The 19779-nt window shown below is 65.3% G+C and carries 22 protein-coding genes and 1 pseudogene; 12 read left to right on the plus strand and 11 right to left on the minus strand.

What is annotated here, in order from left to right:
- Nucleotides 1-474: 474 nt before the first annotated feature.
- A complete protein-coding gene (locus ABD212_RS13905; protein WP_344095641.1) occupies nt 475-1488 on the minus strand; it encodes a hypothetical protein in 1014 nt (337 codons plus the stop codon).
- Nucleotides 1489-1569: 81 nt separating this feature from the next.
- The gene (locus ABD212_RS13910; RefSeq protein WP_344095642.1) at nt 1570-1821 is read right to left on the minus strand and encodes a hypothetical protein; all 252 of its coding nucleotides are present in this window, start codon (nt 1819-1821) and stop codon (nt 1570-1572) included.
- Nucleotides 1822-2189: 368 nt separating this feature from the next.
- On the opposite strand from ABD212_RS13910, the gene ABD212_RS13915 reads away from it, so the two are divergent.
- Entirely contained in the window at nt 2190-2642 is a 453-nt protein-coding gene (locus ABD212_RS13915; RefSeq protein ID WP_344095932.1) for an Hsp20/alpha crystallin family protein, read from the plus strand.
- A 251-nt stretch (nt 2643-2893) separates the two neighbouring features.
- Here ABD212_RS13915 and ABD212_RS13920 read toward each other — a convergent pair whose 3' ends face one another.
- Nucleotides 2894-3136 (minus strand): hypothetical protein, encoded by a 243-nt coding sequence (locus tag ABD212_RS13920; protein WP_344095644.1) that lies wholly within the window; start codon nt 3134-3136, stop codon nt 2894-2896.
- A gap of 231 nt (nt 3137-3367) precedes the next feature.
- Here ABD212_RS13920 and ABD212_RS13925 point away from each other — a divergent pair, with 231 nt between their 5' ends.
- The 3 genes from ABD212_RS13925 to ABD212_RS13935 all read left to right on the plus strand — a co-directional run bounded on the left by ABD212_RS13925 (nt 3368) and on the right by ABD212_RS13935 (nt 5617).
- Nucleotides 3368-3736 (plus strand): VOC family protein, encoded by a 369-nt coding sequence (locus tag ABD212_RS13925; RefSeq protein WP_344095646.1) that lies wholly within the window; start codon nt 3368-3370, stop codon nt 3734-3736.
- A gap of 204 nt (nt 3737-3940) precedes the next feature.
- On the plus strand, nt 3941-4732 hold the full coding sequence (locus ABD212_RS13930; RefSeq protein ID WP_344095648.1) for a TolB family protein: 792 nt from the start codon (nt 3941-3943) through the stop codon (nt 4730-4732).
- A 192-nt stretch (nt 4733-4924) separates the two neighbouring features.
- Nucleotides 4925-5617 (plus strand): ABC transporter permease, encoded by a 693-nt coding sequence (locus ABD212_RS13935; protein WP_344095650.1) that lies wholly within the window; start codon nt 4925-4927, stop codon nt 5615-5617.
- A 317-nt stretch (nt 5618-5934) separates the two neighbouring features.
- Here ABD212_RS13935 and ABD212_RS13940 read toward each other — a convergent pair whose 3' ends face one another.
- Together ABD212_RS13940 and ABD212_RS13945 are read right to left on the minus strand one after the other, a co-directional pair.
- A complete protein-coding gene (locus ABD212_RS13940) occupies nt 5935-6147 on the minus strand; it encodes a DUF7882 family protein (protein WP_344095652.1) in 213 nt (70 codons plus the stop codon).
- A 382-nt stretch (nt 6148-6529) separates the two neighbouring features.
- Entirely contained in the window at nt 6530-6982 is a 453-nt protein-coding gene (locus ABD212_RS13945) for a pyridoxamine 5'-phosphate oxidase family protein (protein WP_344095654.1), read from the minus strand.
- 1583 nt (nt 6983-8565) lie between these two features.
- On the opposite strand from ABD212_RS13945, the gene ABD212_RS13950 reads away from it, so the two are divergent.
- Together ABD212_RS13950 and ABD212_RS13955 are read left to right on the plus strand one after the other, a co-directional pair.
- Complete coding sequence (locus tag ABD212_RS13950) at nt 8566-10152, plus strand: DHA2 family efflux MFS transporter permease subunit (RefSeq protein ID WP_344095934.1); 1587 nt, start codon at nt 8566-8568, stop codon at nt 10150-10152.
- A gap of 36 nt (nt 10153-10188) precedes the next feature.
- Complete coding sequence (locus ABD212_RS13955; RefSeq protein WP_344095936.1) at nt 10189-10932, plus strand: SDR family oxidoreductase; 744 nt, start codon at nt 10189-10191, stop codon at nt 10930-10932.
- Nucleotides 10933-10968: 36 nt separating this feature from the next.
- Here ABD212_RS13955 and ABD212_RS13960 read toward each other — a convergent pair whose 3' ends face one another.
- The 3 genes from ABD212_RS13960 to ABD212_RS13970 all read right to left on the minus strand — a co-directional run bounded on the left by ABD212_RS13960 (nt 10969) and on the right by ABD212_RS13970 (nt 13369).
- Entirely contained in the window at nt 10969-11937 is a 969-nt protein-coding gene (locus ABD212_RS13960; protein ID WP_344095656.1) for an aldo/keto reductase, read from the minus strand.
- A 147-nt stretch (nt 11938-12084) separates the two neighbouring features.
- A complete protein-coding gene (locus ABD212_RS13965; RefSeq protein ID WP_344095659.1) occupies nt 12085-12939 on the minus strand; it encodes an SDR family NAD(P)-dependent oxidoreductase in 855 nt (284 codons plus the stop codon).
- Between the two features lie 13 nt (nt 12940-12952).
- Nucleotides 12953-13369, minus strand: coding sequence for a (R)-mandelonitrile lyase (locus ABD212_RS13970; protein WP_344095661.1), 417 nt, complete (start codon nt 13367-13369; stop codon nt 12953-12955).
- A 90-nt stretch (nt 13370-13459) separates the two neighbouring features.
- On the opposite strand from ABD212_RS13970, the gene ABD212_RS13975 reads away from it, so the two are divergent.
- From ABD212_RS13975 to ABD212_RS13990, 5 genes and pseudogenes are all read left to right on the plus strand, one after another.
- Complete coding sequence (locus tag ABD212_RS13975) at nt 13460-13888, plus strand: carboxymuconolactone decarboxylase family protein (protein WP_425561275.1); 429 nt, start codon at nt 13460-13462, stop codon at nt 13886-13888.
- 37 nt (nt 13889-13925) lie between these two features.
- On the plus strand, nt 13926-14636 hold the full coding sequence (locus ABD212_RS13980) for an SDR family NAD(P)-dependent oxidoreductase (RefSeq protein WP_344095663.1): 711 nt from the start codon (nt 13926-13928) through the stop codon (nt 14634-14636).
- 36 nt (nt 14637-14672) lie between these two features.
- The gene (locus ABD212_RS19010; RefSeq protein WP_425561282.1) at nt 14673-14846 is read left to right on the plus strand and encodes a hypothetical protein; all 174 of its coding nucleotides are present in this window, start codon (nt 14673-14675) and stop codon (nt 14844-14846) included.
- A 389-nt stretch (nt 14847-15235) separates the two neighbouring features.
- A pseudogene (locus tag ABD212_RS13985) lies at nt 15236-15593 on the plus strand (transposase); the annotation flags it as partial.
- A 227-nt stretch (nt 15594-15820) separates the two neighbouring features.
- The gene (locus tag ABD212_RS13990; RefSeq protein WP_344095665.1) at nt 15821-16030 is read left to right on the plus strand and encodes a hypothetical protein; all 210 of its coding nucleotides are present in this window, start codon (nt 15821-15823) and stop codon (nt 16028-16030) included.
- Between the two features lie 72 nt (nt 16031-16102).
- Here ABD212_RS13990 and ABD212_RS13995 read toward each other — a convergent pair whose 3' ends face one another.
- The 3 genes from ABD212_RS13995 to ABD212_RS14005 form a co-directional block, all read right to left on the minus strand.
- Nucleotides 16103-16447, minus strand: coding sequence for a DUF202 domain-containing protein (locus ABD212_RS13995; RefSeq protein WP_344095667.1), 345 nt, complete (start codon nt 16445-16447; stop codon nt 16103-16105).
- A complete protein-coding gene (locus tag ABD212_RS14000) occupies nt 16447-16812 on the minus strand; it encodes a YidH family protein (protein ID WP_344095669.1) in 366 nt (121 codons plus the stop codon). The genes ABD212_RS13995 and ABD212_RS14000 overlap by 1 nt, the downstream gene beginning before the upstream one ends.
- Before the next feature lie 388 nt (nt 16813-17200).
- The gene (locus ABD212_RS14005) at nt 17201-17776 is read right to left on the minus strand and encodes a PadR family transcriptional regulator (RefSeq protein WP_344095671.1); all 576 of its coding nucleotides are present in this window, start codon (nt 17774-17776) and stop codon (nt 17201-17203) included.
- A gap of 359 nt (nt 17777-18135) precedes the next feature.
- On the opposite strand from ABD212_RS14005, the gene ABD212_RS14010 reads away from it, so the two are divergent.
- The gene (locus ABD212_RS14010; RefSeq protein WP_344095673.1) at nt 18136-19644 is read left to right on the plus strand and encodes a sulfatase family protein; all 1509 of its coding nucleotides are present in this window, start codon (nt 18136-18138) and stop codon (nt 19642-19644) included.
- Nucleotides 19645-19779: the final 135 nt, after the last annotated feature.

Raw genomic sequence — 19779 nt, forward strand, 5'->3', positions numbered from 1 at the left:
TGCCGTCGGCGTCTGACTTGCGCTTCAACTGGGTCCACGCAGATCTTGCGTCACTGGACCCGACCGAGGCTCGCGAGCTCGTTGTCGACGCTTGGCGCATGGTCGTCCCCCACAAGGTTTCTCGCGCTTACGATCTCACCCATCCCAACGGCCCGGGCTGAGGAACCGGCAGGAACGTCGCGTGGAGTGGTGGGTTTGAGGTCAGCGGCGCTGCCCCACGGAACCCGATCAACGGCCACGGCGAGCAGCCCGGGACGCGCGCCCGCAACAGGACCGGCTAGCGAACGGGCGTCCGGGACGGCGTCTCAGAGGTTACGGCGTGCGTCCGGGTCGTCTGCGAGCCGGTCTGCCTCGCGCGCCACGGCCTCCTGCTCGGCCTCGCTCAGCGGCGGGAGGCCGACCTCGTCGGCCGGGATGCCGCGTACGGGTCGGCCCCGGGAACTCCCGACTGAAGATAGAGCGACCGGCTTTGGGTCAGAGTCTTCCGGCGGCCGCCAGCACCGTGAGCGCCTCACAGGTGACCCACTCATTCGATACTTGCCGTGAGACTGGTCCCCACGACACTGACTCGATGTTCGACCCGTCGTCACTGACCCGCCAGTACTTCACATCCGCGCCCCAGCCTCCGTCCGGTCGGCGCTGTGACTGGAGGTAGTCCAGGGCGTCGCCGCAGCGAGGGTCAGCGAGCAGTCCGAGCTCCATGAGGCCGATCAAACCCGCGAGAAAGTCGTAGTGCCAGTAGACCGGGTGGTGAGTCTTCATCACGTCCGGTGCAATGGGTTCAGCCGACGACCGCCGCCATGCGACGCGACGCTCCAACAGCACCTCTGCCGCACCCCGGGCCGTGTCCGCCGCGGACGTGTCACCCGAAGCGTCCGCGTACGACTTCAATCCACGCATCGGCAGGAGCGTCTCGTTCACCGACGACATGGCCGCAGACGGGCTAACGTCACAATTCCACCCACCGTCGGGCCACTGCCATTCGCGCAGGCGCCCGGCGAGCGTTGCACCCCGGCCATCATCGATCCCCAGCCGCACGATTGCCAGCAAGGCTCCACCCTGCTGTGACCCGCACCGACGCGCCCGACCCGCAATCCGGACCACCCCCGCCTGCGCCGCCGCCTTGGTCGCGCGCGAGACATCGACGTCTTTCATGTAGCGCGGGGCCAGCCAGTGGTCGAGCACCGCATCCCGCAGCGAGGAGAGCTCGGAATCACCCGCGGGGTACCCCAATCCGGCCAGCGACAGCAGGGCCCAATGAGGACCCTTCCACTTCGCGTAGGGGCGCATGCCCTCTGCCCCCTTGACGATCGCGCGCACCCGCGGCGACCGGCGAACCTCGTCCCGCAACGCACGTACCGATCGCGTGTCGTCCGCCTCGCCCAGAACGCCGGTGCGCACCCTCCACCGGACGGAAGGCTCCTCGCTCTGCAACAGCCAAGACAGCACCTCGTCCATCACTCGGCCTTCCTCGGTTCCGCGCGGCATCGCTGCCCACTTGGCCCGCGGATTCAACCGCATTCCACCACACAAGGCGCAACTCGGCGGGACGGGATGGTCGAGGGGTGATCAGGCCGAGTTGTCGTTTGTTTCCTCGGCGCCGTCTGTCAGTTCGAGGATCCGCGCTTCGAGCGCACGCAGGAGCGGTTCGCGTCTGGCTGTCTTCAGCACTTCGCTGATGTAGGACTGTGCGAGTCCTGTGGCGACGAGACCGGCGTAGTTGCTGTCTTCGATTTCGACGACGAGGTGACTGACGGCATCGACATCGTCTGCGACCATCGCGCGGAGAAGTCGTGCCGCGAGAAGATCTGGTCCATCCATGTCAGATCGCTCCCTTCGTTGCGGGATTCTAGGAGGCGATCGGGCAGTGTTCAAGGGCGCCGGCTACACGCCCGCCCTAAATGTCGCCCTTTGGAGATAGCCTCCACGCCTGGGCACGACTGACTCGCTCCGCACGGCAGATCACGACGCACCTGCCCGCCGCCTGACCCTGGCAGACGTGGTCCGGCCGGCTCTTCACGATCACGCAGGGACCACCGCCGGCCAACGCCACTACCCGGATCGATGACGGCGCACCGTTGGCACTCTCATGGGGTGAGTGCTAATCTTGGAGATGGTTGAGTCGTGCTGGCTCAACTATCGATTTGGATCCCGGAACCCCCGGGGCGAACACGTTAGGAGAAAAGCTCATGGCAAGTTACGACCCGTTCCGTGACCTGGACCGCCTTGCGTCGACGCTCTTCGACGCACGCCGCGGCCCGCGCCGGATGCCGATGGACCTGTATCGTGACGGCGACCATTACGTCCTGACCGCGGACCTGCCGGGTGTTGACCCGGGCTCCGTGGATATCGACGTCGACGGCCAGTTGCTCACGATCCGTGCCGAACGCACCCTCACCTCCGGCGAGGGCGTCAAGTGGATCACCCGCGAACGGGAAGCAGCCACATTCGTGCGGCAGCTGAACCTCGGCCAGGGGATCGACACAGACATGATCAGCGCGTCCTACGACAGCGGCGTCCTCTCGGTGACCATCCCCGTCAGCGAGAAGGCCCGCCCGCGCCGCATCGAAGTCGCCGGCAGCGCGTCGAAGTCCACCATCCAGGCACACGAATCAACCGAACCCCAGCCGATCGAACAGTAGTCAGCGGCTGCCCTATCGCCGCCGTGAACGCCCGGTTCCCTGCAACCATCTCGCGAGTGAGGGTCGGGAACCGGGCGTTCCACACGCTCGACGGCACTCACCCGCTGAAGATCCCAAGGTGACCCAACGGCGAACCGCCCCAGAGTCGACGGTCAACGACCCCATCGGCCGAGTGGATCTCGCCTGCGACAGAGCACAACGCACTCAAGCGCACGATGCCCGCAGAGGGATCCGCGAATGCGGAAGGACGGTCAGCGATCGAAGATGTCTGGCGAGAGTCGTGCGGCTTCCCTCCGTGCAGACTCGACGTCGCTGAATATGATGGCCGAGTCGTTTCCGAGCGCGGTCCATATCCCGAGATCTTCCGGATCACGACGAAAGCGCTCGAAGCCGAAGGTTGCGTCTGGGCGCTCGAACAGATCGACACAGCGCAAACCGTCGTGCGTTGAGTAACTCTCGAGTACGCGCCAGGTCGGGTCGATCCGCTGCGACACAAGGCGAATCTACCCGCCTGCGTTCACCTTGGCTGCCGAGCGCGAACACAAGTCGATTCGCACCCAGAGGGATCGTCGCTGACTCAATCAGTCGAGGTGATCCATGCGCCACACGACGTGAACGATGCGTCACGCACGGTGCCCTCTGGAGGACTGCCTTCCGAGCGGTCCCGGTGTGACCGTCCTGCTTGTGGACTCGACAGACATTCCACCGGCGACGAGCATGGCCGCATGGAAGTCATTCGCGTTCTCGCCGATCTGCATGTCGCTGATATTCCTGCTGCGCGAGGGTTCTACACGGAATTCCTCGGACTGAGCACGGACGACTTCAATCTGGGGTGGGTCGCACAATTCTCCGCCTCCGAGCCCAGCGCCTACGACCAGACGGTGCGGATCCAACTCGTCACGCGGGACGCATCCGCACAGGTGGATCCGGTCGCGTCGATCTTGACGCCGGACGTCACCGCGGCCTACGAGGAGGTCAAGCAGCGCGGATACGAGATCGTGTACCCGCTGACCCATGAACCCTGGGGCGTGCATCGATTCTTCGTCCGTGCCCCCGACGGCAATGTCTTCAACATCGTGAACCACGACAACTGAGCGACACGCATACAGGCCGGCGTCCGTCCCCAGATCCAATAGCGAGAGCATCGCTGGACAAGATCAGGTGAACCATGAACCACTTAGCCCGGAGCGGACATTAGTATGCCAGATGGCGTGCGAGTGCGGCGGTGTTCCCGCCCTCTGTCGAGCGTCCTTTCAGTTGCTGGGTGGTTCGGTTCACGGTCGACGGTGAGGTGATCGGTGGTCACGTTCTATTGCCGCGACGAAATGAAGTCGCGTCCACCCTGCGCGGGTGGTGACGCGTTCGTCTACGACAGTGAGCCCACGCCGGGCCGCCGGGTGCTCTGGCGTGCGGACTATCACAACGCTGCCGCCGATCCGGTGGCACCGGATGCCGTTGCCGGCAGCGCCGACGCGGCTGTCTCACCCGACGGGGCGTTGGTGGCGTACGCCGCGTCGATGCCACTCGACGGTCACGCTGTCGGCCTCTCGGTGTCGCCGGTAAGTGGCGGTGCGGCCACGACGATCACACCGCCGAACGCCGAAAAGGCTCTCCTCCCTTACGACGACTACCCATCCTTCTCGGGGGACGGACGGCAGATCGTCTACATGCGTGTCACCAGCGCCTCCGATCAGGGCGATCCGATGACCGGCGACCTGTTCGTCACGAGTGTCAAAGGCGGCACTGCTGTGCGCATCAGTGGTGACATCCCATTGCCGGGTCCCGCACGGTTCTCGCCCGACGGCGATCAGATCCTCTTCCACCGCGCGGTCTCGGGCGGGTCGAACCAGTCCCTTTGGGTCGTGCCGGCCCGTGGTGGCGAACCCCGCGAGTTGTTCGGGGTGCCTCCCGACGCCAACGCATTCAACGCCGACTGGTCACCCGATGGTTCACAGCTGGTATTCGAGTGGTACCAGGGCGGATGGGACCACAACGAGCTGCGGGTCGCCAACGTCGACGGCTCCGAGATGCACACCATCTGGAGAGGCGCCAGCCGAACCACAGCCGAGACTCCCGACTGGGCCGACTGATCAACGACAACCCGCACCCAACGAAACCGCGATTCAGCGCAGGTTAAGTCAACCCCAAGTTCACCAAAGTCGCGTCGGCCGGCGAGGGCGGGTCCGACCGAGCGACCGAAGTTGGCCCCGACCATCTCGAGCCGGGTGGCCGAGCCGAGCTCTTTCCGGGGACGATCTCCGGCAGCGTGGCCTGCCACGGTTGTGCTTCTCCGCAACAGGGTTTCGACGGTGCTGAGCATCCTCCTGCCGATCGTGATCCTCGTGGCCACGACATTCGGAAATGCGCCGCGACTCGGCGGGGCGGCAGGGATCGTGGCCCTGGCTCTGACGCTCGGACTGCTGCTGTCCGCCCTGCTCGGCTACTCCCTCGCGCTCGCGCACGATCGCGACGCCGGCGTGCTGCAGAGGCTGCGTGTCAGCCCCGCCCCGACCTGGACGATCATGATGAGCCGGCTCTGCGTCCAACTGGCCGCTGCCCTGGTGGCCTCCGCGATCGTGGTCGTCGTCGGGGCCATCCTCCACGGTCTGACCATCAATGCCGCCCAATACGGGCTCGTGCCCGCGATCGCCGTCCTCGGCGCCGCGGTCTTCCTGTCGATCGGACAAGCTCTCGTGGCGTTGGTGCCTTCCACCAACGCCGTCAACGCGATCGGCCGGATCCTGTTCACCATCCTCGTGCTCCTCGGTCTGCTCGGGACAACCGGGATCCTCCGCGACGTCATGCAATCCATCACGGCATGGTCACGCGTCGGAGCTCTCCTGACGCTCCTCGCCGGCGTGCTCAGCGCAACGCCGTGGAGCGACCAACAAACGTACGCGCTGCTGGCCTGCGCGGGGTATGTCCTGGTGTTCACTTTCATCGGAATCCGCTGGTTCCGCTGGGACTCCCGCTAACGCGCGACGACGAGGGGAGGCATCACCTGGAGTCGCGGCGAGGCTGAAGTGTCAGTCCTTCCAACTTCAACGACACCCTCGTATGAGACGCCTGGTCGAACCCCGGGCCGCTGTCGGGCGCACGTCGCGTTCGCAACCTCGGGAGAGGGTGTCAGGGTCGTCACGCCGTCGTGCTGGCGTGTTATCGCGTGGGGGACCCGGCGGTGACGGGGGAGCTGACGGGCTCGGCCACGAGGCGGAGACCGTGGGCGGTGCGCGCGGCACGCTGCAGCGCGTCCACCCAGTCCCGGTTGATGGAGACACCCATCGCCGCGGGGTCATCGAAATCGAACTCCAGTGGGACGTTGAGAGAAAAGCCACACCGTGGTGGCGCCGACATCGTCCTGAAACGTGAACGGGAATCCGTCGTTCCGGCGCAACTCGTCCACGATGACGACCGCCAGATGCGCGAGGGTGCGATCGTCGAGTTCACAACAGTGCTCCGGAGAGCCGAATCTCAACTTTGCCACCGCTGCTCCAGCCTTGCGCATCCGCGAATTCGAGTGGAGTCCACCGGGGTCTGGGGCAACCTTGTTCGAATCTACGACGCACGTCCTGACCGACAAGCCCACCGGTCGGGTCCTCGCTCTTCGCGGCCGACCGGCTGCGACTCTTTCGGCGCTCGCTCATCATCCGAACCGCACACCTCCGGCATTGAGTTCGGCAAACAGCCGAGGCCGCCCTGCGACGAGAATTCCGAGAGGAACCTGGCGTCACGAAGGGAGCCCCATTCGCTGGGTGCCGATCAACAGGGCGACTCACGCTTTCTACCCGACCGAAGCCGCCGAGATCCTGGGCACCCTGAACGGACGGACAGCGCCATAACCGCGGCGGACCCCAGACAGGTGACGGTGATCAGGTGGCCGAACCGCGTCAGGTCCACGCGTCATTCGCCGAGGCGACGTAGCGGTCAGGTTCTGGGCCGCGTTCGAACCGGACGCCCGTGATCGAGACCGGGGCGATCCGCACCCAGCGGTATTTGAGAGTCGGAATCCACGGAGAGAGTGGAAGCGCATCGGCAGCGTCGATCTCACGCTGCAGTTCGAGACGGCTGGCGATCCCCTTCAGCACCACGCTCGCGGCGGACGTGTCGTCGTATTCGTCGACTTCGAAGGCGACCTGCGGGTTGATCGTGAGCTCTGCGAGTTTTGAGCCGGGCGCCGTGCGGAACAACACTCGCGGGCCGTCGATCACGTAGTTCACGGGGAAGATGTCAGGCTCTCCGTCAACGGCCACAGCAATGCGACCCAACTGCCGGCGCGCCAGCAGGTTCCAGCATTCCTCTTCGCTGAGCGCTGAGACGACCGCGTCGTCGGTCTTGTTCATGACATCATCTCCATCTTCTCCTTGCGCCGTATCACGGCTGTGGTTCCAGTGAAGCTCCGACCAGTCGCCGTAAGTGAGGACGAAGGTCCCGTGACGGCAACTTGCGGTGGTCTGGGCACCGGTCAGAGTCAGCGGGAATGGGGTGGCTCGGTCGCGGATAAGTGAAGGACGAGCACCGGACGGCGGGCGTGTTCAGCACACGTCGCGTTCACGGAGCCCAGCAGCAGACCCAGGATTCCCGTCTCGTCCACGACTGCCAGCGTGAGCCTCCGAGCATCAGCGCTTTCCTCGATCAGCTGCGAGCAGTATGTCGACGCCGAAACCGCCACCGAGGAGGCTACAGAACATTGCCACGCCGACCACGCAAAATGCACCCGGAACCAGAGCGCCGCGAGATGGCCGAACATACGGCGCGCTCACCTACGATCTGACCGAGACCGTCGTGGACGAGCTGCGCGATCTCACCGATGGACGCGGAGCCGACTCGGTGATCGACGCAGTGGGCCCGGAGGGCGCACGGCAACCCGGGGGTGAAGCTCGCGCAGTCCGTCGTCGGACTGCTGCCCGACCCGATCTCGCAGAAGCTGATGGACCGCGCGGGCATGGACCGGCTCGCCGCGGTGTATGCATCGATCGACCTGGTGCGACGCGGCGGCGCCGTCTCGCTCAGCGGCGCGTACGCAGGCGACGCCGACATCCTGCCGATGAAGACGATGTTCGACGAGCAGCTGACGCTGCGGATGGGACAGTGCACCGTGAAGCCGTGGATCGACGACCTGCTGCCCCCTGGTCGAGGACGCCGCCGGTCCACTCGGGGTCATGGATCTGGTCACCCACCACACGCCGCTGCAGGACGCCCCGAACCTGTACGACACGTTCCAGAACAAGACGGATGGCTGCATCAAGGTCGTCCTGAACCCCTGAGACCGCCACGCACGACAACGACATCGGCGTTGGCGACCTTCGTTGGAATCACCGCAACAACTTCACGTCGGGACAACAGTCGATGTGGGCGGCGCCCTTGTGGGACGTCGAAGAAGTGCCGAGCAGAGCTCGCATATTTGCGCGTTTCAGGCGACTCGTCACTGGCCGCCACCGGGTAAGAGCGACAGTCGGGTTGTGTCCTGTTGGTCATCGCTTTGCGGGTCGGGCTGAGTGCAGCCGGATCGTCAGAACGTCAGTCGGCCTGCTGACGATAGGCGAGTGGTCCCCGCGCGCAGGAGGGCGACCGCTGCGATGCTGGGGAGTGTCACGGCGGTGGGGCGCTTGGCGCGTCGGCTTGAGAGGACGCGGTCGATGGTGTGGATGACGCCGTTGGAGGCTTGGATGTTGATCTTCCTCAGCACCAGGCGCGGGTGAGCGAGCGGGAGTCTCGTCCCGGAGAGTGATGCCGCGGGGTCGGACGATTCCGCAGTTCGCCATCGCGAGCGACTTCGACAGCAGCACCGCGATCGGCCCAGCTCCCAGGTGAAGGCAGATATCGCTAGATAAACTAGCTAATGGAGTCGCGATGGGCTACTGTCACCCTCGTGACAAAGCTAGATAAACTAGCGATTCGCTCGGACTCGAACTCACGGCGCTGGATGGGTCTGGTGGCGATCAGCCTCTCGGTGGCGATGATCATCGTCGATTCCACCATCGTCAACGTCGCGATCCCCTCCATCGTCAAAGACCTCGGGATAACCTCCACGGAAGTCCAGTGGATCCAGGAGAGCTACACCCTCGTCTTCGCGTCCTTCCTCCTCGTTTTCGGTGCAGTGGCCGACAACATTGGACGCAGGCGGTTGCTTATTCTCGGCGTGGTGGTGTTCGCGGTGGCCAGTGTTGCCGCGGCGTTCGCCGACTCCGGTGCGTGGCTCATCGGCGCGCGACTCATCCAAGGACTCGGCGGCGCCGCCATCCTGCCCGCGAGCCTGTCGCTGATCAACTCGACTTTCACCGGTCGCGAGCGGGGGATCGCTTTCGCGATCTGGGGCTCCACTATCGGGGGAATGGCCGCGGTGGGGCCTTTGCTCGGGGGATGGCTGACCACCTCGTTCTCCTGGCGGTGGGCGTTCGGGATCAACATTCCGATCGCGATCGTCATCGTGGTCGGGGTTGCCGTGTTCGTCCGCGAGTCGAAGTCTGCGCTGCCCACCCGGATCGACGGTGGGGGTGCGGTGCTGTCCGTGATCGCTGCGGGCACGCTGGTGTTCGCGCTCATCGAAGGTCGCACCGACGGGTGGTGGTTCGCTAAGGATGCTCCGAGCATCGGGGCCTTGGAGTGGCCGTTCATTCTGTCACCCATCGTCTTCGCGTTGCTGATCTCGGCCTCGACTATCGCGGGGTTCGTGATCCGTACGATCCGCCGCGCCGCAGCATCCAAGCCCACCCTGATCGCGCCCGAGCTGTTTCGCATTCCGTCCTTCCGCAACGGGACGACCGTGGCGGCGATCGTGTCGCTGGGCGAGTTCGGGATCATTCTGGCCCTCCCGCTGTGGCTGCAGAACGTTCTGGGCTACACCGCACTCGAGACCGGAGTGGTGCTTCTCGCACTCGCGCTCGGGTCCTTCGGAGCCAGCGGACTCGCGAGTGCGACAGTGGACCGTATCACCCCCATCACGTCCGTTCGGATGGGAATCGTCCTGGAGATCATCGGATTGGGTGCGCTGGGTCTTGTGATCTCAACCGACACGCCATGGTGGGCGATCGTGATCCCGCTTGCCGTCTACGGATTCGGCATTGGGCTTGCTACCGCACAGATCACCAACGTCGCACTGGCTGGAGTGCCCGTCGGACGCTCCGGCCAGGCCTCCGGAACGCAGAGCACCGCACGGCAATTCGGCTCGGCCCTCGGCATCGCGCTGCTGGGCACGCTGCTGTTCACGGTGCTGCAGCTAGATCTGGAACGCCGCCTGGACGGCGTCCCCGGGTCGGACGCGATCGTCTCCGCCGTCGTCGGGTCGGCCGGCACCGCAATGCCCGAACTCTCCATCCGATTCCCTGATGCGGCGGACGAGGCCCGTGCAGCCCTGGCCCTGGCAACCTCATGGACCGCCTATGCGGCCGCAGGTTTCCTGGCCGCCGGGCTTTTGAGCACAATCAAGCTACGGGCTGATTCTCCGACCGACCGGTCGCGCCATACCGAGATCGAGCATCCGGTCGCGGACGCCGCGGCTTCCGACTCATAGCACGCAACCCGGCCGCAAGGGATCACCATGGGGACGATGCAGGATGCGCGGCTCCGCGCCGTCGTCACGGGGGCGCGGCGAGGTATTGGAGCCGCGACCGCGGAGCGGCTTCTTAGGGAAGGGTGGCTGGTGGACTCTCTAGGTCGTCAGCCACCCACGGACTGGGTACGCATGGAAGGCGACGCAAGCCGCTTCCTGACCGCGGACATCTCGTCGAGCGCGGACATGCGGCGGGTAGCCGCGGAGTACTCGACCACGGCGCTTGATCTGCTTGTCGCGAACGCCGCCGAGTTCGCGCCATGGGACGAGGTGGCCTCGCACGCCGACCTCGACTCGGTTGACCATCTGCTGGCTGTCAACGTGATCGGGACGTGGCGCACTCTTCAGACCTTCCTGCCCGCCTTACGGCGCGCCGACGCCGCGGTCGTCATCATCGTGGGCAGCGGCGGCGGATCGCACGGCGATCCGCAGTTCGGGATCCCCGTGAATGCGGGCGCAGCCTCGTACGCAGTTTCCAAGGCGGCAGTGCACGCGTTGGCCGTCAAAGCCCACGTCGAACTGGCTCCGGAGGGGATCGGCGTATACGTGGTCGACCCGGGACTGACCGACACCTCGCCGGGTATGGCTAGGTTCGGTGCCAGACGGTGTGGGCGCTCGTCAACTCGATCCTGTCCGGTGCGCACCTCAGCAACTCGGGCATCGCGCCATGGCTTTGCCGCCCTACTCTTCACGATCGCGGCACCTCGGACAGGATCCGGTCCCACGGTAGAGCGGGGATAGCGCCGTTGCTGATCGCCGTGGCGTGCTCGATGGAACTCAGTACCAGTAGGGGTCTTGGGGGATGTATGGCTCTTCGAGACGGGTGACCTCTTCCTCGGTGAGGACGATGTCGAGGGCGGCGACCGCGTCGGCGAGGTGTTTCTCCTTGGTGGCACCGACGATCGGTGCTGCGACGACGGGGTTGCGCAGAACCCAGGCGAGCGCGATCTGCGCCATCGGGACGTCGCGGTCCTCGGCGATCTGCTGCACCACGTCGACGATGGGTTCGTCGGCGGGTGAGTCGAACGTCTTGGCGACCGCGTCCGTTTCAGCCCGTTGTGTGTGGACGCCCCACGGTCTGGTGAGGCATCCCTTTCCGAGGGGGGAGTATGGGGTCAGCCCGACGCCCTGGTCGAGGCACATCGGGATCATCTCGCGCTCTTCTTCGCGTTTGAGCAGGTTGTACTGGTCCTCCATCGCGGTGAACGGCGTCCACCCGCCCACCGCAGCCGCGGTCTGCAGCTTGGCGAACTGCCACGCGTACATCGATGACGCCCCGAGGCAGCGGACCTTCCCTGCTTCGACGGTGTCGTGGAGCGCTTCCATGGTCTCTTCGACAGGGACGTCCGGGTCGAACCGGTGGATGTAGTAGATGTCGATGTAGTCGGTGCCCAGCCGCTGCAGTGAGGCGTCCACCTGTTCGAGGATCGCCGCTCGCGAGAGACCCTGTCCGGTAGGGCCGTCGTGCATCTTTCCGAAGACTTTGGTGGCGAGGGTGATGTCTTCTCGGCGGGCGTACTTCCGGATGGCGCGGCCGACGAACTCCTCGCTGCTGCCAGCCTGATAGGTGTTGGCGGTATCCCAGAACGTCACACCGAGTTCGACGGCCTGGCGGAAGAACGGCTGGGATGCGCCCTCGTCCAGGGTCCACTGGTGCAGCCCGGTGACGGGGTTGCCGTAGCTCATGCAGCCCAGCGCGATGCGGCTGACCTCGAGGTCGGTGCGGCCGAGGCGGGTGTGTTCCATGGTGTGATCCTTCCGGGCTTAGTCGCCCAGCGCGAGAGTGGATCTTGACGTGGTCCATCGTCGCGTCGCGCAGCGCGTCCCGATCTCATGATCCCCGGAGGATGTCGGCTCGTTGCGTCGCCGCTGAGTGACCGCTTGGCAGGGTTCTTAGTCAACGTCGGCGTCGTCGTCGTGGTCCAGCGCTGTGGAGAGGTCGAGGTGCGCGTTGGCCTGGTCGATGAGAGTCTGGCCCTTGTGCTTCACGGCTTGGACCGCGTCGGCCCCGGCAACCCACCGCGCGGGTGCCTCGGCCAGTTCGACAACCTTCACGAGGCTGGCAGCGAGCTTCGCAGGGTCGCCGCTCTGCTTGCCATTCATCGACTTCCACCCGTCGATCGTGGCCGCCGTGTCTGCGTAGTCGTCGATCGACAGCGCGGGCCAGAGTGTTGATGATCCCTCGACGAGCAGCTCGGTGCGGAAGAAGCCTGGTTCGACGGCGGTGACCCGGATGCCGAACTGCGCGACCTCTTCCCGCAGCGATTCCATCCATCCCTCCAGCGCGAACTTCGACGCCCCGTAAGCGCTGCCGAATCCTCCTGAGACGATGCCGGCCGTGGAAGTGATGGTGACGATGTGACCTGAGCGCTGCCGACGCATCACCGGCAGCACCGCACGGGTGACGTTGAGCGGTCCGAAGAAGTTCGTCTCCATCTGGGCCCGGAACTGCTCGGGGCTCATCTCCTCGAAGTAGCCGGCCTGGAAGTTGCCGGCGTTGTTGACCAGCACGTCGATACGACCGAACCGATCGATCGCCGCTTTCGCGGCCGCGTCGATCGAGTCGGTGTCGGTGATGTCGAGCGAGACGGCGAGCAGGTCGTCGTGCTCGCCGATTGCCGCGGTGACGTTCGCCGCGTCGCGTGCAGTGGCCACCACACGGTTGCCGGCCGCGAGCGCGGCCTGCGCGACGTCCACGCCCATGCCGCGGCCCGCGCCGGTGATCAGCCAAACCTTGCTGTCAGTCATTTCCTGCCTCCGGTCATCCTCCCGCTTGCCTGGCGGTGGTGTAGTCCTGGTCCGTGACGTGTTCGAGCCAGGTCGTGGTGGTCGCGGGGTCGTCGCCGGCTTCGAGCATTGCCAGGTGCTCCATCCAGCAGTCCGGAGTGGCGCCGTGCCAATGCTCCTCGCCTGGCGGGGTGTAGATCGTCTGTCCCGGGTGGGCTGCGACGACGTGCCCGTCGCGGGTGCCGCACAACGCGGTGCCCTGCATGACCCGCAGGTACTGGCCACGGGCGTGGGAGTGCCAGGCGGTGCGAGCGCCGGGTGCGAAGCGGACGGTGGCGACCGTCATCCGCTGATCGGCGTCATGAGGGGCGACGATCGGATCAACCCAGACGTCTCCGGTGAACTGCTCGGGCGAGTTCTTGATCGTCGGGATCACGGGTTCGATGTTCATGACGCTTCTCATTCCTCGCGGGCCCGAGGTGCGACCCCACTGATCTGACCGGCCCACGACGGACACTACGCCGAGGGCGGATGACGAGGAATGCTCTGCCAGTACACCTTCCGGCACTACCTCCCGCGCACGAACAGTTCGGTGGTTGCATGGATCCGACGGAAGGGATTGACGATGACCGATAGCGCGGGAACGGGCTGGACCGGCGGGCAGAAGGCGGTCGGCGATATCGCGCCGGCTCTGGCTCACTACACCGACAAGGTGCTGTTCGACGATGTGTGGGAGCGACCTGAATTGTCCAAACGCGATCGCAGTCTGGTGACGGTGGCCGCGCTGACGGTGATGGGAAACACCGACCAGCTGCGGTTCCACCTGGATTTCGCACGTCAGAACGGCGTCACCGAGACCGAGCTGATGGAAGCGCTGACCCACCTGGCGTTCTACGCCGGGTGGCCCAAGGCCATGGCCGCGGTGGGCGTCGCCAGAGACGTTTTCGGCGCTTCAGGGAACGAAGGCTGACATTGAGAGAAGCCCTGCGAGGAGGAGGAGGAGTGGGATGGCGCTGATTCTTGTCACCGGGGCGTCGACCGGCCTGGGGCTCGCCGCGGCAATCGAGCTCACCGCCGACGGTCACGAAGTCGTGGTGCACGCCCGCACTCCCGATCGACTCGCGGGCGACGACGCGGCTCGCTGGAAGGGTTCGGTGTTCGGTGACCTCAGCGATCTGGAAGCGACCCGCGATGTCGCGCGACAGGCGAACGAGTTCGGCCGATTCGACGCCGTGATCCACAACGCCGGGGCGATTCGCTCACCCGATGCGGTACCGGTCAACATCGTCGCGCCCTACGTGCTGACGGCTCTGATGCGCAAGCCGGGGCGTTTGATCTATCTCAGCAGTTCGATGCACCACGGCGGCTCGGTAGACCTCGATCGGCTGGTGTCCGTGACGGCGACGTACAGCGACACGAAGCTGTGGGTGACCGCGCTCAGCCAGGCCGTCGCTCATCGTTGGCCCGACACCACCAGCCACGCGGTCGATCCGGGCTGGGTGCCCACTCGGATGGGCGGCGCGAGTGCGCCCAATGATCTCCGCGAAGGGCATCTGACTCAGACGTGGCTGGCGACCGATCCCGATGTCGTTCCCGCCACCGGCGGGTACTGGCACCACCGACGAACGCAGTCCCCGCACCCCTCGGCCACCGACGTCGATTTCCAGAACCGACTTCTCGCCGCACTCGCCCGACGCACCGGCATCCGTCTGGACTGAATCGCGAGGCGCGTCACGCTGGACATGGCCGCGGCCATGGCGAATCAACCCGTAGCCAGACTCGGCCTCGCCGACGAGATCGCCTCAGCGGTTCTCTGGCGCTGCAGTCCCGGATCAAGCTTCAACATCGGTGTCGCACTGCCCGTGGATGGCGGATTCACCGACGCTGAACGACGGATAGTTCGCCGTTGGTGCTTCCAAAGCTTGTGATGTCATGTCCTCGGCTACGCCTCGTGGATCGCTCCCTCGCGTGAGCAAGGCGTGAGAAGGATCGTCGCCAATCCGGCGACGACGACGACATCTCCGCCACTCAGTCCCGCCTCCGCCGACCTGTCCGCTGGGCCGGTTTTGGGCCGGTTGGGCCATTCCGACGAACGAGCACTAACTGCGACCAACGAGCACCGTACCCGCGAATTCATGAGGCCAACCAGCACCAACTGTCACCACCCGGTCCACCGGGTTCAACTCATAATCGTGAGGTCGCGGGTTCAAGCCCCGCTCCTGCTACAGCTTCAGAGCCCCGGAATTCCGGGGCTCTTCTGTTTGCGGCCTGCCGAAAAGCTGGACGTTTGGAGCCGTTGTGCCGGTTTTGTGCCGGTGAGATGATCGGCGCCGCACCGCACCAGCGCACCACGGAGCGCACCACCCGCCGCAACGGCGCCCGGCCGAAGACCCTCGCCACTCCGGCCGGGGAAGTCAACCTGCAGATCCCGAAGCTGCGGGAGGGGTCGTTCTTCCCGAGCCTGCTCACCCCGCGCCGCCGGGTCGACAAGGCCCTCTACGCGGTGATCTGCCAAGCCTGGATCGACGGGGTCTCCACGCGAAAGGTCGACCAGCTGGTGCGGGCGCTGGGCAACGACACCGGCATCAGCCGGTCCACGGTCTCCCGCATCTGCGCGGAGATCGACGAGACCGTGCAGGAGTTCCTGCACCGCCGGCTTGATCACACCTTGTCAGGGCAGTTACGACACAGCGCATCTGTGGAGTTGGCGGTCGGCGCCCGCAGCGTTGAGAACGTTGCTCCGGGTACTGTGATCTCCATTCCGGACGAAGCGGCCGAGGAGTTCGTCCTGGCACGCATCGGCGATAAACGTGCGCTCTGGTTCTTCGCGGACTACCGGGGGAGCCGACTCGAGTCCGCGGAGCTTGACGTGACCGTCCGTGTGGACCGCGACGAGTGAGTCGTGACGATCGCCGCCGGGAACCTTGTGCGCGACTTGACTGTGCTCGCAGATCGAATCGCACCGGATGCCGTCATGGAGCGGGCACTCGACACGCTGCTGCCGGGGGAGAGCATCGAAGTCCGCGTCTCCGGCGTGGGTGGTGCCGCACCGGCGCTGATCGCAGACTCCGCCATCCTGCGTTCAGCGAACGATCTCCTCGCACGCGATTAGCGATCGCATCTGAGGTTCGAGCGTGATCGCCCACGCATGACCCATATCCAGCGGCGAGTTCGGTGGGCGCTTTCAGGAAGCGGTCCTGGCTGCTGCGAGGACGATGAGCAGGCCCGTCAGTGCGATGGCGAGCACGAACGCGCTAAGGGCCAGCATGATCATCCCGCCCGGAAGCGCAATCCGGTCGCCGGCGCGGGTGAGCATTTCGTTCACGACCCGGATGCGGACGCGGCTCCACTGCCAAAGCCCCCCGGCGCCGATCAGCCCGACGACGCCGGCGAGGACCCACCACGGGCTGCCGAACGCGGCAGGCAGGAGTCGCAGGGCGACGAGCGATCCCACGGCGAGTGCGAGTACGGTGCGCCTCCATGCCAGTTCGGTGCGCTCTGGCTGGAGGCCGGGGTCGAACAGGGCCATCAGCGGATCAAGATCGCCATGAGAACGAGCGCGCCCGTGGCGGCGACCGCGACAGTGAGGATAGGTCCCAGCATCGACGACGAGAGCGGCTGCGAAAGTCGGAGGGCGCGTTCAGTGCGCATCCAGTCGACCCACGCGAGCACGGGTGTCGCGCACCCACTGACGACGAGCAGCACCGATGCGCAGAGACGGAATGTTGGATGCAGGTCGAGTCCGAGCACTTCGAGCGCCACGCCGCCGGCAATCAGCGCGAGGGCGGTGCGGATCCAGGCGAGGAAGGTGCGTTCGTTCGCGAGCGAGAAGCGCGCATCCGGTTCGCTTCCGACCGAGTAGACGGACTCGGGGAACCTGCGCCCTGCGCTCACGGCGCGGCCATGAGGACTCCGGCGTCTTCCATCCGGGAAGCGCTGGAATGGGACGATTCTGCCGCCATGCAGTCGCGATGGCCAGAGTCGCTGGCGGCTGCGGTCGGAGTGGACCTCGCTCTATGCATCGTCGCGCCTCTCATCGTCTGGGCCCCGGTCGACCTTGTCGAACATCCGGGTCACCCCAATATCGGTCGACAAGTCCAATGCTATCCCACAAGTTGATTAGATACGAGTCGCAGAATTCGCACGATAATGCTGACTCATCCCACGGACATGTGCTTGGATAATCTACTCATTGCATAGCGTGCAGGGGCCTCGTCGTGGCCGACTGTTTGCGGAGAGATGCCTGTGCATCGAATGACTCCGAGACTTGATCGGCCAGGTCTCATTGCGAATCGACAAGATTCTTCAGCCTCACTTCGGCTGACTCCAGCCATGCGATCAGGGTTTGAACCATGTAGTGTCCGCGCTCGCTCTGCACCAGAGCCGACTCCTTGAACCAGGCGCGGAGCTGCGGTGTGGCGTCGCGTGGCACCAGGTCCACATCCAGATCCTTGCGGTATTCCTCGTGCTCGCGGCGATAGGCGAGCTCCGTGCGCACGAGCTCGAGCATCTTGGCGGGTCCGCGAGGGGAGCTGAACATGAGACGGACCTGGAAGTCTGAGTCGAGCGGGCGTGGGGCCGGGACGTAGGGGGAGTCGATCCAGGACTCGAGCTTCGCCGTGCCCGCCTCGGTGATGCGAAACACCTTGGCATCGGGTCCGCGGTCGCGCTCCTCCACACTGGATACCGCCCATCCGACGGACTCCATCCGCGTCAGCTGCCGGTAGATCTGACTCGGCTGGGTGTTGTAGCCGACCGCCGTGCCGTTGCGCTCCAGCCATTTGTGGATGTCGTAGCCGGTCCGGTCATTGGCGGTGAGCAGGCTGAGGATGATCACGTCGAGGCGAGCCAGCGGCACCGAGTCTCCCTTCCTAGGTCCTTCGTTGTGAGGATACCGGCGTATTGATTCGCTGAAGTGGCGCACCGTCATGCCGGTCGGGACGAGCCCGGGGTCACCGATCCCCCTTCGGAGCGGCAAGAGGAAGCAAGACTGAAGGTTCGCGTACTACTCCATGCATGGAGTAATCAGTTTGGGTAATTCCGGTAGGAAGAAGCATATAACTATTCCACAGTAAAACTAGTCAGATCTTGCGCATCGCGCATCGACATGTCATGCTCTCGGACATACAGCTCGCGGTCGAGCGGTCGATGCGCCCACCCGACGCGGCGACGCCCACCCCTGAAACCCGACCATGCACAACGAGACGGAGGCCACACGTGCCACGTACCAATCTCATCTTCATCATGTCGGACGACCACGCGGCACACGCGATCTCGGCATACGGCAGCCGCGTGAATCAGACGCCGAACCTCGACCGTATCGCTCGCGACGGCATGCGGATGGATGCGGTGTTCTGCACCAACTCGATCTGCAGCCCGTCGCGGGCAACCATCCTGACCGGGACGTACAGCCACATCAACGGGGTCGCATCGATCTGGACCGAGATGGATTACCGCGTCCCCACCTTTGTCGACGTCCTGCACGACAACGGATACAAGACCGCCATGTTCGGCAAGTGGCACCTCGGGGAACGCGGGAAATCACTTCCGCGGGGGTTCGATGCATGGAAGATCTTCCCCGGCCAGGGGGACTACGTCGATCCCGAGATGATCGACCCGAAGGGGGCCTCCGTGGTCACCGGATACGCCACAGACATCATCACCGACCTCGCGTTGGACTGGATCGACGAGCTCGGCGCCGACCAGCCGTTCGCCATGATGGTGCACCACAAGGCACCACACCGTCCGTGGGTGCCCGACGTGAAGCACAAGCACCTTTACGCCGACGGGACGATCCCCGAGCCCGACACCTTCTTCGACGACTACGCCACCCGCAGCAAGGCGGTCCGCGGCGTGCACATGACGATCGCCGACGACATGGGAGCCGACGACCTGAAGACCGAGGTGCCCGAGCACCTGCGTGGTCCCGAGAAACGGCACGCACGCATGAGCTGGAAGTACCAGATCTACATGCGCGACTACCTGCAGTGCATCCAATCGATCGACGACAACGTCGGCCGCCTGCTCGACCACCTCGAGGAGAGGGGCCTCGCCGAGAACACCCTCGTCGTGTACACGTCTGACCAAGGATTCTTCCTCGGCGATCACGGCTGGTTCGACAAGCGCCTCATGTTCGACCAGTCCTTGCAGATGCCGATGCTCATGCGCTGGCCCGCCGAGATCGAAGCCGGCACTCGCAGCGAGGCGATCATCACGAACGTCGACTTCGCCGCGACCTTCCTCGACGTCTGCGGAATCGATGCGACGGTGGAACTCCCCACCTCCCAAGGCCGGAGCTTCCGTCCGCTGCTGCGCGGCGAGCAGATCGAGGACTGGGCAGACGCCGCGTACTACCGCTATTGGGAGCACGACGACCCCATCCATGCGGCTCCCGCGCACTACGGAATCCGCACCGCCGACTACAAGCTCATCTACTACTACGGTGCGGGGCTGGGCGTGCCCGGCGCCTCCGACCGCATCTTCGAGCCCGAGTGGGAGCTGTACGACCTCCACCAGGACCCGACCGAGATGCGCAACATCGCCGACGATCCCGACTACGCCGACGTCAGGGAGGCGCTCGCCGGAAAGCTCGCCGAATATCAGGCGCGATACGGCGACGAACCCTATGTCGGGCCGGACACGCCGCGCCCCGAATGGGGACCCTACGACGTCGAGATCTTCGACCAGCTTCAGGAATACGTCCAGCGGGCACGCGCCGCGAACTGACCCGAGTCGCGCCGGCGGCCTGATCCCCCGGGTACTGAGAACCCGAGTGAATCCAACGAAGGCAAGCGCACTCGGCGCTCGCGGTGTTGAGTGTCGAAGAGAAGGTGCGGCTTGCGACCGGACGCGACTTCTGGA

Source organism: Microbacterium deminutum, assembly GCF_039530205.1.
Lineage (GTDB): Bacteria > Actinomycetota > Actinomycetes > Actinomycetales > Microbacteriaceae > Microbacterium > Microbacterium deminutum.

What these genes read in the sequence shown, in the direction of transcription:
- ABD212_RS13905 (WP_344095641.1), bottom strand. Translation starts at nt 1,488, where the DNA reads ATGCCGCGCGGAACCGAGGAAGGCCGAGTGATGGACGAGGTGCTGTCT.
- ABD212_RS13910 (WP_344095642.1), bottom strand. Translation starts at nt 1,821, where the DNA reads ATGGATGGACCAGATCTTCTCGCGGCACGACTTCTCCGCGCGATGGTC.
- ABD212_RS13915 (WP_344095932.1), top strand. Translation starts at nt 2,190, where the DNA reads ATGGCAAGTTACGACCCGTTCCGTGACCTGGACCGCCTTGCGTCGACG.
- ABD212_RS13925 (WP_344095646.1), top strand. Translation starts at nt 3,368, where the DNA reads ATGGAAGTCATTCGCGTTCTCGCCGATCTGCATGTCGCTGATATTCCT.
- ABD212_RS13940 (WP_344095652.1), bottom strand. Translation starts at nt 6,147, where the DNA reads ATGCGCAAGGCTGGAGCAGCGGTGGCAAAGTTGAGATTCGGCTCTCCG.
- ABD212_RS13945 (WP_344095654.1), bottom strand. Translation starts at nt 6,982, where the DNA reads ATGAACAAGACCGACGACGCGGTCGTCTCAGCGCTCAGCGAAGAGGAA.
- ABD212_RS13950 (WP_344095934.1), top strand. Translation starts at nt 8,566, where the DNA reads ATGGGTCTGGTGGCGATCAGCCTCTCGGTGGCGATGATCATCGTCGAT.
- ABD212_RS13955 (WP_344095936.1), top strand. Translation starts at nt 10,189, where the DNA reads ATGCAGGATGCGCGGCTCCGCGCCGTCGTCACGGGGGCGCGGCGAGGT.
- ABD212_RS13960 (WP_344095656.1), bottom strand. Translation starts at nt 11,937, where the DNA reads ATGGAACACACCCGCCTCGGCCGCACCGACCTCGAGGTCAGCCGCATC.
- ABD212_RS13965 (WP_344095659.1), bottom strand. Translation starts at nt 12,939, where the DNA reads ATGACTGACAGCAAGGTTTGGCTGATCACCGGCGCGGGCCGCGGCATG.
- ABD212_RS13970 (WP_344095661.1), bottom strand. Translation starts at nt 13,369, where the DNA reads ATGAACATCGAACCCGTGATCCCGACGATCAAGAACTCGCCCGAGCAG.
- ABD212_RS13975 (WP_425561275.1), top strand. Translation starts at nt 13,460, where the DNA reads ATGCTCTGCCAGTACACCTTCCGGCACTACCTCCCGCGCACGAACAGT.
- ABD212_RS13980 (WP_344095663.1), top strand. Translation starts at nt 13,926, where the DNA reads ATGGCGCTGATTCTTGTCACCGGGGCGTCGACCGGCCTGGGGCTCGCC.
- ABD212_RS19010 (WP_425561282.1), top strand. Translation starts at nt 14,673, where the DNA reads ATGGCGAATCAACCCGTAGCCAGACTCGGCCTCGCCGACGAGATCGCC.
- ABD212_RS13995 (WP_344095667.1), bottom strand. Translation starts at nt 16,447, where the DNA reads ATGGCCCTGTTCGACCCCGGCCTCCAGCCAGAGCGCACCGAACTGGCA.